A 12959-nucleotide genomic window follows, 5' to 3' on the forward strand; every position below is an offset into this window, starting at 1 on the left:
TTCCCCCCCCCGACCACCCACAACACACACCAAAAACAAAAACGCCCCCCCCCCCCCCCTGTTCCCCTTCCCTCCCTCCCCCCCGGCGTCGGCGACGGGGTGTGCGGAGCCTGCGCTTCCGGGCGTTGAGGCTCGTCAACCGCCCCTGCGCACCGCCTTATTCCGAGATTGACCAACACTTGACGAGTGGCTTATCTCACCAGCCGTCAACCCTTTCCTACGGTCGCGTAGCTCACATCGGAGGGGAATCATGGGCCGATGTGGCAGACGATTCGAAGAGTGACAACAGATCAGTGATCGGGTCGTACGTGGCGGTGGGGGACAGCTTCACCGAAGGCGTCGGCGATCCCGGCCCGGACGGGGCCTTCGTCGGCTGGGCCGACCGGTTCGCGGTACTGCTCGCCGACCGGCGTCCAGAGGGCGACTTCGGCTACACCAACCTCGCCGTACGGGGAAAACTGCTCGACCAGATCGTCGAGGGCCAGCTTCGGCAGGCCAAGGAACTGGCGCCGGACCTCGTCTCCTTCTGCGCGGGCGGCAACGACATTCTCCGGCCGGGCACCGACCCCGACGAGGTCGCCGAGCGCTTCGAGCGTGCGGTCGCCGACCTCGCCTCGGCCGTCGGCACCGTCATGGTGACCACCGGGTTCGACACCCGCACCATGCCCGTGCTCAGGCATCTGCGCGGCAAGATCGCCACGTACAACGGGCATGTGCGGGCCATCGCCGACCGCTACGGCTGCCCGGTGCTGGACCTGTGGTCGCTCAAGACCATCCAGGACCGGCGCGCCTGGGACGGCGACCGCCTCCACCTGTCGCCCGAAGGACACACCCGGGTCGCCCTGCGGGCCGGCCAGGTCCTCGGCCTCGAGGTCCCGGCGGACCCGGACCAGCCCTGGCCCCCGCTGCCCCCGCGCGGCACCTTCGAGGTGCGCCGCGACAACATCCAGTGGGCGCGCGAGTACCTGGTGCCGTGGATCGGCCGCCGGCTGCGCGGCCAGTCCTCCGGGGACCACGTGGCGGCCAAGGGCAGCCTGTCACCGGACGACATCAAGCTGCGGATCGCCCCCGCGGTGTGAGGGGCCGGGCAGAGTCCCCGGGTGGGCGGGCGGTGCGCCCGGTACGGCGGCTCAGTCGGCGGCCCGGTGGGGCGGTGACGTCAACGCCTCGCGCTCCAGGCCCAGTTCGCGCGTGAGGGCCTCGTCCGCCCAGGCCCGGGTGCGCGCCCGCGACACCGCGCCGGGGTAAGCGGTCATCTGCACGGCGAGACCGTCCAGCAGGGCCGTGAGCCGCAGGGCCGCGTCCATGGCGTCCGGGCAGCGGAACTCGCCCGCGGCCACGCCCTCCGCGATCACCTCGGCGAGCGCGGCCTTCCACTGCCGGTCGAGGTGCTGAGTGACCTCGCGCAGCCCCGGCTCGCGCAGCGCCACCGCCCAGCCCTCGATCCACAGCCGCCAGCCCTTGGCCTGGCCGGTCGGCGCGTACCAGCGGACGGCCGCCCGCAGCCGCCGCAGCGCCGACGTGCGTCGGCCCAGCAGCTTGCGGAGCCGGGCGAGATCGTCCTTGGCGGCGAACGCGAACGCCTCGGCGACCAGTTTCTCCTTCGTCGAGAAGTGGTAGAGCACCAGCGCGTTGCTCACCCCGAGTGCCGCGGCCACGTCCGCGATGCGCACGGCCGCGACACCGCGCGCCTCGATCTGTCCGATGGCGGCCCGCAGCAGTTCCTCGCGCCGCTGGACCACACTCAACCGCACTCTCGCCACGCGGCAACCCTAATCCGTCGCGCAGCACACCCCGGACGCCGGCCCGGCCTCACCGCGAACGCGTGGGCTGCTCCGACACCGACGCCGACGCCGACGCCGACGCCGACGCCGACACCGCCGTCGACGCCGACCCGACCCGACGCGACGCGGCCCGGACCCGACCCGGCCCGGCCGCGGCCGTCCTCCGTAGGGGCCGCCCGCCCGTCACCGGTACCAGCCGAACCGTTCCGCGATCACCGGCAGCCGGTCGGCGGCGACGGCGTGCGCCGCAGCCCGCGGAGTCGTGCCGTCGGCCTCCGCACGCGCCAGCACGCGGTCGATCAGGGCGCGCATCGCGCGACGGAGGTACGCGAACGCCTCGTCCGCGTCGGGACCGATGTCACCGAACAGCGTCCACCACCACCAGGCGTTGGTACCGGAGTTGACCACCACGTCAGGCAGGACCGTGATCCCGCGTGCGGCGAGCAGGTCCTCCGCCCCCGGCAGGACGGGCATGTTGGCGGCCTCCACGATCCAACGGGCCGTGATCCCGGCCTGGTTCACGGTGTCGACCGCGTACGAGACAGCGGCCGGCACCAGGACCTCGGCGTCGGTGAACAGCCAGGCGTCGCCCGGCAGTTCACGGTCCCGGGGACGCAGCGCGGCGCGGTCGACGGTCCCGTACGCGTCCCGCGCGGCCAGCAGCGTCTCCACATCGAGCCCCCGGGGGTTGGCGATCGTGCCCTTCACGTCGGCGACGGCCACCACGGTGAGCCCCGCGCGGGTGAGGAACCGTGCCGTCGCCCCGCCCATCGTGCCGAACCCCTGCACGGCGACCCGAGTTCCCGCGTACGGCACGTCCGCCCGGTCCAGCACGGCGAGGACGGACTCGGCGACACCGCAGCCGCCGGCCAGCTCGTCGAGCCCGATGCCGTCCACCTCGACCGCGAAGGCGTCCGCGAGGCGACGGCGGGCCGCCGCCTCGTCGTCGAGCAGCGGATACACCGCCTGGACGGAGGAGACGAGCCCCGCCTCGGCAGCCGCCCGGTCGACCAGGTCCTGGGTCAGGCCGAGATCCTCTCCGGTGGCCCAGACGGTCTCGATGTAGGGGCGCATGGCGCGCAGATACCGCACGAGCACGCCGTACGCGTCCGGGTGCCGGGGGTCGCAGTCGATGCCGCCCTTGGCGCCGCCCAGGGGGATGTAGCGGCCCTCGGGGTTGTAGTGCAGGGCCTCTTTGACGGTCATGCCGCGGGCGAGCCCCGCGACCTCGTCCACCGTGCAGCCCTCCCGCATCCGCAGTCCGCCGCTGGAGACGCCCCGTACCAGCCGGTCGACGACGAGGTGGCCCGTGCGCCCGGTGACGTGGTCGGTCCAGGTCAGCCGGATGAGCGGGGCGTCGGCGAGGGCGGTCATGCGGGCTCCAGGGACGGTGATCGGCGGCGGGCCCGGCCGGGACGGCAGACCGGGCCGCACCCCCGGTTCGGGATCCGCGGGGATGATATCCGCGTGACGGGCCTCTACTGAACGACGGGTCAGTCCGGGCCCGGGTCGGCGGGTGGACCGGGTGCTGCGGAGGGCGCGGGCCCGGCGGGGCGACCCGGTGCCGGAGGAATCCGGACACCTTGTCGTCACCCGGCCGACCCGGGCCTGTCGGAGGGGCGGACCATAATGGAATGTCAGACCGACTCCACCTGGAGGTTGCCGTGACCGGTTCCCGTCTCCCGAGCTCCGGGCTCCGCTCGTTGCGGCCCGCCGCCTTCGGTGCGGATCCGAGCGGCGAGCGCCTCGAGCGCATCCGCAGATCACCCCACTTCGCCGACGGCGTCTTCAAGAACCCGGAGAGCGCCCGGATTCGGCCCGACGGCTCCATGGTCGAGTTCGCGAAGGTCTACTTCCGCCGCGAGGAGCGCGTCCACCGGTTCCCGGCCGGGACGGTGCCGGTGCACCCCACGACGCTCGCGGACCTGGACAGGCCCGCCGTGAGCGGACTGCGGGTCACCTGGATGGGGCACTCCAGCGTGCTGGCCGAGATCGACGGGCACCGGGTGCTCTTCGACCCGGTCTGGGGTGAGCGCTGCTCCCCGTTCCCGTTCGCCGGGCCCAGGCGGCTGCACCCCGTGCCCCTGCCCCTGGCCGCCCTCGGCCCGGTCGACGTCGTCGTCATCTCGCACGACCACTACGACCACCTCGACATGCCCAGCATCAAGGCCCTCGCCGGCACGGACACCGTGTTCGCGGTCCCGCTCGGCGTCGGCGCGCACCTGGAGCGCTGGGGCGTCTCGGCCGACCGCCTGCGCGAGCTGGACTGGAACGAGACGGCGAAGGTGGGCGGTCTCTCCCTGACCGCCACCCCCGCGCGTCACTTCTGCGGCCGCGGTCTGCGCAACGCCCAGCACACGCTCTGGGCCTCCTGGGCCGTCTCGGGCGACGAGCACCGGATCTACCACAGCGGTGACACCGGCTACTTCGAGGGCTTCCGGGACATCGGCGCCGGACACGGCCCGTTCGACCTGACGATGATCCAGGTCGGCGCGTACAGCGACTTCTGGCCGGACATCCACATGACACCCGAGGAGGGCATGCGCGCCCACCTGGACCTCCAGGGCGGCACGCCGGCCGGCGTGATGATGCCGATCCACTGGGCGACGTTCAATCTCGCGACGCACCCCTGGGTGGAGCCGGGCGAGGGGACGATCGACGCGGGCCGTGCGGCGGGCGCGCGCATCGCCCTGCCGCGGGTCGGGGAACCGTTCGAGCCGACGGCAGCCACCGTCCCGTCCGAGCCCTGGTGGCGCGGGGTCGCCCGGGAGCCCGAAGGCGGCTGGAGCGAGCCCGCGGAGACGGCCGCCACGACCACCGGCATCACCAGCCCGGCCACGCAGAGTAATCCTCCAGCCAAGGCTGCGGAGGGCACCGGGGAGCCGGAGACCGTCCCTGCCGGGTGACCGCCCGGGACGAGACGCCCTACGCCGAGGGCCGAGGAGCGCATCGCTCCTCGGCCCTTCGCCGTTCGCTCCCGACCACTCCTGACCAGGTTCGATCGAGTCGACGCTCGACGGGAACGTCTGTCCGAGGAACTGGCCGGTCTGTCGTGCGAAGTCTCATACCAGAGCGGGACGGCTTCCGCGGGACTTTGTCAACTGCCCACCGCACCTCTTTCGTTGCCGACTACTGTGAGTTGCCGTCGGGCGACGTGGCGTCGGTTTCTTCGGCCCCGCCGACCGGCACCGCGATGGCGCACGACCGAGTCGCGCAGACCCGCGGGGGCCCCGTGCCCCCGACGCACCAGTACGAGGACGCCGATGTCTCACCTCCGCGCACCGGCCGCCCGCGCAGACCGCCGTGAGGGCGGACGGCACGGGCGACCGGCCGCCCGTGCCATTCCGCCGCTGCCCGAGACCCACATACGGTCTCAGCTGCTGCGCCTGGCCGTCCTGCCCCCGATCGCGGTGGCCCTCGGTGCCTGCGCCGCCGTGCTGTTCATGCTCCGCACGGCCGGCGCCCGCCCCAGCCCTGGCCTGTGGGCCGTGCTCGCCGGAGCCGTCGGTGTGGCGCTCGCGGGGATCGTGATCGCCGCCGTCGCCGCCGACCGTGCCGCCAGGACCGTGGGCGACCGGGTCGGCGCCCTGCGCCGCACCACCGCCCGCGGCCAGGCCGACCTGCGCGCCCTCCTGGAGACCCTGCGCCGCGGCGAGCCGGCACCCGCGCGCAGGCCGCGCGGCGGGCCGCCCCCGGACGCCGACGAGTTCGAGCTGCTCGGCGCCGACCTGGTCCGCGCCCAGGACGGCGCCGCGACCGCGGTCGTCCAGGCCGCACAGCTCTCCAGCCATGCGGGCAGCGAGCAGAAGGTCGAGGTCTTCGTCAATCTGGCCCGGCGCCTCCAGTCCCTCGTGCACCGGGAGATCTCCATCCTCGACGAGCTGGAGAACGAGATCGAGGACCCGGACCTGCTCAAGGGCCTCTTCCACGTCGACCACCTCGCCACCCGCATCCGGCGTCACGCCGAGAACCTCGCCGTGCTCGGCGGTGCCGTCTCACGCCGTCAGTGGAGCAACCCCGTCACCACGACCGAGGTGCTGCGGTCCGCCATCGCCGAGGTCGAGCAGTACTCCCGGGTCAAGCTGGTGCCCCCGATCGACGGCACCCTGCGCGGACACGCGGTCGCCGACGTCATCCACCTCCTCGCCGAACTCGTCGAGAACGCCACCGTCTTCTCCGCCCCGCACACCCAGGTGCTGCTGCGCGCCAGTCTCGTCACCTCCGGGCTGGCCGTCGAGGTCGAGGACCGGGGCCTCGGCATGCCCATGGGCGAGCAGAACAGGATGAACGCCCTGCTCGCCGACCCCGACCAGGTCAATGTCGCCAGCCTGCTGCAGGACGGCCGCATCGGCCTCTTCGTGGTCTCGCAGCTGGCCCGGCGGCACGGCATCCACGTCCGGCTCCAGACCAACATCTACGGCGGTGTCCAGGCCGTACTCGTCGTGCCGCAGGCGCTGCTCGGGACGGGTCCGGAGACCACCGGGGCCATTCCCCGGGCGCCGCAGCGGGAGGCCGTGGACCCGCCGCGAGCGGGCGCCGGTCCCGAGCAGCCCGCCGTCACCGGGCCCGCGCCCGAGCCTTCGGCGCCCCGGCACGCCGCCTCACCCTCCCTGCCGCGGCAGGGAGGGGAGCCCCGTGAGCCGGAGCCGGCCGGCGGGGCTCCCGCGCCCGTCTCCCGCGGCGACGGCGGTCCGGCACCGCTGCCGCTGCGGGGTGCCCGTCCAGAGCGGCCCACTCCGGCGGCGGCCGTGCCCGGCGTCCGCCCGGAGGACCGGCGGACGGTGGCGCAGAACGCGATCACGCCGCCCGTGCCGCGCAACGGCGCGGTGCGCGGCACCATGGGCAGGCCGCCCCAGCTGCCGCGCAGGCGGGCCCAGGAACACATCGCGCCCCAGCTCCGCGACGGCCCGGCGTCCACACCCCGCCCGGACGACGGGCAGCACGTCGGCCACGACCCCGGCCTGATGGCCGCGTTCCAGCGCGGGATCGGTCTCGCGGAGGCCGCGCAGCTGGAGCCCGACCTCCCGCAGCCGGACCACCCGCAGCCGGAACACCCGCAACCGGGCCACCCGCAGCCGGGCCACATGGGGCCGGATCACCTGCTCCCGGGTCACATGGAGCCGGGCCACATGGGACCCGGCCACGCGGGGCCGGGCCACCTCCTCCCGGCCCACATGGAGCCGGGCCACATGGGGCCGACCCATATGGAGGGCATCCATATGGAGCGGGTCCACACGGACGCGCCGGCCGTACTGGGAGCCCTGCACCTGGGCACGCAACACTTCGACGGGCCCTTCACCGACGTCCCGCACGAGGACGCGCCGCAGCACGGCCCGTCGTACGGCGGCCCGCCGCACACGGCCTCCGCGCCCCCCTTCGACCTACCGTCCGGCCCCGGCGCCCCGCCCGCCTCCGCACCGCCGCCGGGAGCCGACCCCCTCGGGTACGCGGCGGAGGACCTGCCCGTGGACGACGCCCGCCCCACCCCGGACGCGCCGCACCCGGCCGAAGACCACTCCGTCCACGCGTCCGGGCGGCACGAAACGCGGGCGGCGCGCGAGATCGCGCCCGCGCCCGGACCCGGCTTCACCACCCGGCACGACGGGAGCGCACCGGCCGGATGACCACCCCCACCCCCACCGCTCCCGCAGACCTTCGTATCCCAAGGAGTCGATCCACCATGGCGAGCGATGCGCCGACCGGCCAGGTATCCGATCTCGACTGGCTGATGAGCGGCCTCGTCCAGCGCGTACCGCACACCACTTGCGCGGTACTCCTGTCCTGCGACGGACTAGTGAAGTCGGTTCACGGCCTCGACACGGACAGCGCCGACCACATGGCGGCCCTGGCCTCGGGCCTGTACTCCCTCGGACGCAGCGCCGGACACCGCTTCGGCGAGGGCGGCGACGTACGCCAGGTCGTCGTCGAACTCGACTCGACGCTGCTGTTCGTCTCCACCGCGGGCTCCGGCACCTGCCTCGCCGTACTCGCCGGACGCGAGACCGACGCGGCGGTGCTCGGCTACGAGATGGCGATGCTGGTCAAGAGCGTCCGGCCGTATCTCATGACCGCGCCCCGGCGGGCAGCCGCCGAACCGTCGGCGATGAGGCCGTGAGGGTGGCCGCGGCCGGCGACGGGCCCTGGCTCGACGACGCGGCCGGACGGCTCGTGCGCCCCTACACGGTCAGCAACGGCCGGACCAGGCCGACGACCGAGCTCGACCTGCTCTCGCAGGTGATGACCACCGGGGCGACCCCCCTCGGATACCTCGGCCCGGAGCACACCCAGGCGCTCGAACTGTGCCGCGGGCCGCTCTCGGTCGCCGAGATCGCCGCGCATCTGAAGCTGCCGGCGGCGGTCACCAAGGTGCTGCTGTCCGACCTCGTCGACTGCGGGGCGCTGACCACGAAGCCCCCCGGGTTCCACCACCACCCCACTGACCGGTCTCTTCTGGAGGCAGTGCTCGATGGACTACGACGACAGCTCTGACCCGTTCCCCACCGCACTGAAGATCTTGGTGGCGGGCGGGTTCGGGGTCGGCAAGACGACCTTCGTCGGCGCGGTGAGCGAGATCGCGCCGCTCAGCACCGAGGAGCTGCTCACCACGGTCAGCGCCGCGACCGACAACCTCGACGGGATCGAGAACAAGCTCGAGACGACCGTCGCGATGGACTTCGGGCGCATCACCCTGGACCCGGAACACGTGCTCTACCTGTTCGGTACTCCCGGACAGGAGCGGTTCTGGTTCATGTGGGACGAGCTCTCCGAGGGCGCGCTAGGCGCGGTGATCCTCGCCGACACCCGCCGCCTGGAGGACTGCTTCGCCGCCGTCGACTTCTTCGAACAGCGCGGTCTCGGATTCATCGTCGCGATCAACGAGTTCGACGGCTCGTACCGCTACGACCCCGACGAGGTGCGCGCGGCCATCGACCTCGACCCGGAGATCCCCGTGGTGCGCTGCGACGCCCGGATCTCCAGCTCAGGTGTGCAGACCCTGCTCACGCTGGTACGCCATCTCCTCGCCCACGCGCCGACCCGCGCCCGGGGTCACGGAGCCCACACGTGAGCCCGGCCCCCGGGTCAGGGAGCCCGTCCATGAACCCGCCCCCAGGTCGAGGAGTCCGCGCATGAGTTATGACCCGCCGCGTCCGGCAGGTCGCCTGCTGCTGACCCCGGAGGACAAGGACGCACCGGCGAGGGTGCGGCGGCTGCGCCGGCTGGGCCTGGGCGAACGCGCCGAACCGGCCTTCGACGCGTTCGCGGACCGGCTCGCCGAGGTCGCCGCGGTGCCGTACTCCATGGTCAACTTCATCGACGAGAAACGGCAGTTCTTCGCCGGTCTGCACACGCCCGACGGGACCGGATCGGGCGCACGGCTGATCACCGCCGCGACCGCCGACGGCGGCACACGCGGGTTCGGCCGCCACCTGACCCGCGACTACGGCTTCTGCCCCCATGTGGTGGTCCGCCGCAAGGCACTCGTCCTTGAGGACGTCTGCGACTACCCGCGGTTCGCGGGCAACCCGGTCGTGGACGAGATCGGGATCCGCTCCTACCTGGGCGCTCCGCTGATCGACCGCACGGGGATCGCCCTCGGCACGGTCTGCGTCGTGGACGTCGAACCCCGCCCGTGGGGCAGAGCGGGCCTGGAGACCATCAAGTCGATGGCGTCGGAACTGCTCACGCAGATCGAACGCCGGGAGAGCGACGGCAGCTGACTCCGCCGCCGGTGCGTGAAGCAAAGCTGCGGCGGCGCTTAAGAAAACCTCGATGGACCCGGGCCGCCGTCGTACGGCAGATTTCTGGGGGATCTCACCCCTTTCCCCGGGTCCGGGCCCCTTCGGCGTGCCCTCCCTCCGGGACCTACCCACAGGAGCCGTAGCGTTGAAGGCGCTGGTCAAGGAGAAGGCGGAGCCGGGCCTCTGGCTCACGGACGTACCCGAGCCGTCCATCGGTCCCGGCGACGTACTGATCAAGGTCCTCAGGACCGGGATCTGCGGCACCGACCTGCACATCCGCAGCTGGGACGGCTGGGCGCAGCAGACGATCAGCACCCCGCTCGTCGTCGGCCACGAATTCGCCGGCGAGGTCGTCGAGACCGGCCGTGACGTCGCCGACATCGAGGTGGGCGACCGGGTCAGCGGCGAGGGCCACCTGGTCTGCGGCAAGTGCCGCAACTGTCTGGCCGGCCGGCGCCACCTGTGCCGGGCCACGGTGGGCCTCGGTGTCGGCCGCGACGGCGCCTTCGCCGAGTACGTGGCGCTGCCCGCGGCCAACGTGTGGGTGCACCGGGTGCCCGTGGACCTCGACATCGCGGCGATCTTCGACCCGTTCGGCAACGCGGTGCACACGGCGCTCTCCTTCCCGCTGGTCGGCGAGGACGTCCTGGTCACCGGCGCCGGACCGATCGGACTGATGGCCGCGGCCGTGGCCCGCCACGCCGGCGCCCGCAACGTCGTCATCACCGACGTCAGCGAGGAGCGGCTGGAACTCGCCCGCAAGATCGGCGTCAGTCTCGCCCTGAACGTGGGCAGGGCGACCATCGCGGACGGGCAGCGCGCGCTCGGCCTGCGTGAGGGCTTCGACATCGGCCTGGAGATGTCGGGCCGCCCCGAGGCGATGCGCGACATGATCGCCAACATGACCCACGGCGGCCGGATCGCCATGCTCGGGCTGCCCGCCCAGGAGTTCCCGGTCGACTGGGCCCGGATCGTGACGTCCATGATCACCATCAAGGGCATCTACGGCCGGGAGATGTTCGAGACCTGGTACGCGATGTCGGTGCTGCTCGAAGGCGGCCTCGACCTCGCCCCCGTCATCACCGGCCGGTACGGCTACCGCGACTTCGAGGCGGCCTTCGCCGACGCGGCGAGCGGCCGCGGCGGCAAGGTCATCCTCGACTGGACCGCCTGATCCCGGATCCGGTCCGCCGCTTCGGCCCACCCGCCCTCACGCAACTCCTGGAGCCCTTCCATGTTCGACTCCGTGCGCGACGACCTGCGCGCCACCCTCGACGAGATCCGCGCCGCCGGCCTGCACAAGCCCGAGCGCGTCATCGGCACCCCGCAGTCCGCGACGGTGAGTGTCACCGCCGGTGGCCGCCCCGGTGAGGTCCTCAACTTCTGCGCGAACAACTACCTCGGCCTCGCCGACCACCCCGAGGTCGTCGCCGCCGCCCACGAGGCACTCGACCGCTGGGGCTACGGCATGGCCTCCGTGCGCTTCATCTGCGGCACGCAGGAGGTGCACAAGGAGTTGGAGCAGCGCCTGTCCGCGTTCCTCGGCCAGGAGGACACGATCCTCTACTCCTCCTGCTTCGACGCCAACGGCGGTGTCTTCGAGACCCTCCTCGGCGCGGAGGACGCGGTGATCTCCGACGCCCTCAACCACGCGTCGATCATCGACGGCATCCGGCTGTCCAAGGCCCGCCGCTTCCGGTACGCCAACCGTGACCTCGCCGACCTGGAGCAGAAGCTCAAGGAGGCGTCCGACGCCCGGCGCCGCCTCATCGTCACCGACGGCGTCTTCTCCATGGACGGTTACGTGGCGCCGCTGCGCGAGATCTGCGACCTCGCCGACCGCTACGACGCCATGGTCATGGTCGACGACTCGCACGCCGTCGGCTTCGTCGGCCCCGGCGGCCGCGGCACCCCCGAGCTGCACGGGGTCATGGACCGCGTCGACATCATCACCGGCACCCTCGGCAAGGCCCTCGGCGGTGCGTCCGGCGGCTACGTGGCCGCCCGCGCCGAGATCGTCGCCCTGCTGCGCCAGCGCTCCCGCCCGTACCTCTTCTCCAACACGCTCGCCCCGGTGATCGCGGCGGCGTCCCTGAAGGTCCTGGACCTGCTCGAGTCGGCCGGCGACCTGCGCGACAAGCTCGCCGCGAACACGGCGCTGTTCCGCTCCCGGATGACGGAGGAGGGCTTCGACGTGCTGCCCGGCGACCACGCCATCGCCCCCGTCATGATCGGCGACGCGACCGTCGCGGGACGCCTGGCTGAGCTGCTCCTGGAACGCGGCGTGTACGTGATCGGCTTCTCGTACCCGGTGGTCCCGCAGGGCCAGGCACGGATCCGGGTGCAGCTGTCCGCCGCCCACTCGACCGAGGACGTCAACCGGGCCGTGGACGCGTTCGTGGCGGCCCGCGCGGAGCTGGGCGCCTGAGGGAGGGACATACCGGCCCTCCCGGCCTGAGAGAATCGGTCGCATGATCGAGGCGCGGCGGCTCCACATCCTCCGTGCGGTGGCGGACCACCGCACGGTGACGGCGGCTGCCGCCGCGCTGTATCTCACGCCGTCGGCCGTCTCCCAGCAGCTCGCCGCGCTCGAACAGGAGACCGGCCACCGGCTCGTCGAGCGGGGTGCCCGGGGTGTCCGGCTGACCCCCGCGGGCGAGATCCTGCTCACCCACACGAACGTGGTCCTCGCTCAACTGGAGCGCGCGGAAGCCGAATTGGCGGCGTACAGCTCGGGGGCCGCGGGCACGGTCACCGTCGCCGCCTTCGCCACCGGCATCGGTCTGGTCGTGGCTCCGGCGCTGGCCCGCCTCGCGCTGACGGCGCCCGGCATCCGCCTCCGCGTCCAGGACGCCGAGGGCGACGCCAGCCTGCCCATGGTGCTGGACCGGCAGGTCGACGTCGCGGTGGCCGTCGAGTACCGGGGCGCCCCGGCCGCCGACGACCCGCGCCTCACGCACGTCCCGCTCTACGCCGAGCCCTTCGACGCGGTCGTCCCCGTCGCCCACCGGCTCGCCGACGCGGGGGAGGTGCCGCTCGCCGAGCTCGCCAAGGACCCCTGGATCGGCCCCTACCCCGGCAACCCCTGCCACGACGTGGTTGTCCTGGCCTGCGAGAACGCCGGATTCCAGCCCCGCCTGGAGCACTCCTCGGACGACTTCCGGGCCGTCGTCGCCCTCGCCTCGGCGGACGCCGGTGTCGCCCTGGTGCCCCGCTCCGCCCTGCGCGGCATGGACCTCTCGGGTGTGGTGGTGCGCCCCGTCGACGGCACCGCTCCCACGCGCCGCGTCTTCGCCGCCGTACGCCGTGGCGCGGAGGGGCATCCGCTGATCCGCCCGGTGCTGGCGGCGCTGGCGGAGGCCGCGACGGCGTAGCGGTACGGAAGCCCTGCCGTCTCCCCTGCTGAACGGCGCGTTTCACATCTGGGATAGCATCC

The 12959-nt window shown here is 73.0% G+C and carries 12 protein-coding genes; 10 read left to right on the forward strand and 2 right to left on the reverse strand.

Going from position 1 to position 12959, the window contains the following annotated elements; genetic code table 11:
• The first annotated feature begins 293 nt into the window (after window positions 1–293).
• Window positions 294–1079 carry an SGNH/GDSL hydrolase family protein gene (locus tag AC069T_RS18470; RefSeq protein ID WP_358851948.1) on the forward strand — a complete coding sequence of 262 codons (786 nt, stop codon included), beginning with the start codon at window positions 294–296 and terminating at the stop codon, window positions 1077–1079.
• 51 nt (window positions 1080–1130) lie between these two features.
• Here AC069T_RS18470 and AC069T_RS18475 read toward each other — a convergent pair whose 3' ends face one another.
• Together AC069T_RS18475 and AC069T_RS18480 are read right to left on the reverse strand one after the other, a co-directional pair.
• A complete protein-coding gene (locus AC069T_RS18475) occupies window positions 1131–1763 on the reverse strand; it encodes a TetR/AcrR family transcriptional regulator (protein ID WP_478783748.1) in 633 nt (210 codons plus the stop codon).
• A 204-nt stretch (window positions 1764–1967) separates the two neighbouring features.
• Entirely contained in the window at window positions 1968–3158 is a 1191-nt protein-coding gene (locus tag AC069T_RS18480; RefSeq protein ID WP_478783749.1) for a Glu/Leu/Phe/Val dehydrogenase dimerization domain-containing protein, read from the reverse strand.
• A 260-nt stretch (window positions 3159–3418) separates the two neighbouring features.
• Here AC069T_RS18480 and AC069T_RS18485 point away from each other — a divergent pair, with 260 nt between their 5' ends.
• The 9 genes from AC069T_RS18485 to AC069T_RS18525 all read left to right on the forward strand — a co-directional run bounded on the left by AC069T_RS18485 (window position 3419) and on the right by AC069T_RS18525 (window position 12897).
• Window positions 3419–4690 carry an MBL fold metallo-hydrolase gene (locus AC069T_RS18485; RefSeq protein WP_478783750.1) on the forward strand — a complete coding sequence of 424 codons (1272 nt, stop codon included), beginning with the start codon at window positions 3419–3421 and terminating at the stop codon, window positions 4688–4690.
• Between the two features lie 357 nt (window positions 4691–5047).
• Window positions 5048–7408, forward strand: a complete 2361-nt coding sequence (locus tag AC069T_RS18490; protein ID WP_478783751.1) for a sensor histidine kinase — start codon at window positions 5048–5050, stop codon at window positions 7406–7408.
• Window positions 7409–7464: 56 nt separating this feature from the next.
• A complete protein-coding gene (locus AC069T_RS18495; RefSeq protein ID WP_478783752.1) occupies window positions 7465–7899 on the forward strand; it encodes a roadblock/LC7 domain-containing protein in 435 nt (144 codons plus the stop codon).
• A 2-nt stretch (window positions 7900–7901) separates the two neighbouring features.
• On the forward strand, window positions 7902–8273 hold the full coding sequence (locus tag AC069T_RS18500) for a DUF742 domain-containing protein (protein ID WP_478783855.1): 372 nt from the start codon (window positions 7902–7904) through the stop codon (window positions 8271–8273).
• Window positions 8251–8850: a GTP-binding protein gene (locus tag AC069T_RS18505; protein WP_478783753.1), complete on the forward strand. Its 600-nt coding sequence runs from the start codon at window positions 8251–8253 to the stop codon at window positions 8848–8850. The genes AC069T_RS18500 and AC069T_RS18505 overlap by 23 nt, the downstream gene beginning before the upstream one ends.
• A 61-nt stretch (window positions 8851–8911) precedes the next feature.
• Window positions 8912–9502, forward strand: a complete 591-nt coding sequence (locus AC069T_RS18510) for a GAF domain-containing protein (RefSeq protein ID WP_478783754.1) — start codon at window positions 8912–8914, stop codon at window positions 9500–9502.
• Between the two features lie 166 nt (window positions 9503–9668).
• Entirely contained in the window at window positions 9669–10697 is a 1029-nt protein-coding gene (gene tdh / locus AC069T_RS18515) for an L-threonine 3-dehydrogenase (protein ID WP_478783755.1), read from the forward strand.
• A gap of 60 nt (window positions 10698–10757) precedes the next feature.
• Window positions 10758–11951 (forward strand): glycine C-acetyltransferase, encoded by a 1194-nt coding sequence (locus AC069T_RS18520; RefSeq protein ID WP_476752616.1) that lies wholly within the window; start codon window positions 10758–10760, stop codon window positions 11949–11951.
• Between the two features lie 43 nt (window positions 11952–11994).
• Window positions 11995–12897, forward strand: a complete 903-nt coding sequence (locus AC069T_RS18525; protein ID WP_478783756.1) for a LysR family transcriptional regulator — start codon at window positions 11995–11997, stop codon at window positions 12895–12897.
• Window positions 12898–12959 lie beyond the last annotated feature (62 nt).

The sequence above is a fragment of the Streptomyces sp. NPDC043867 genome, assembly GCF_056435845.1.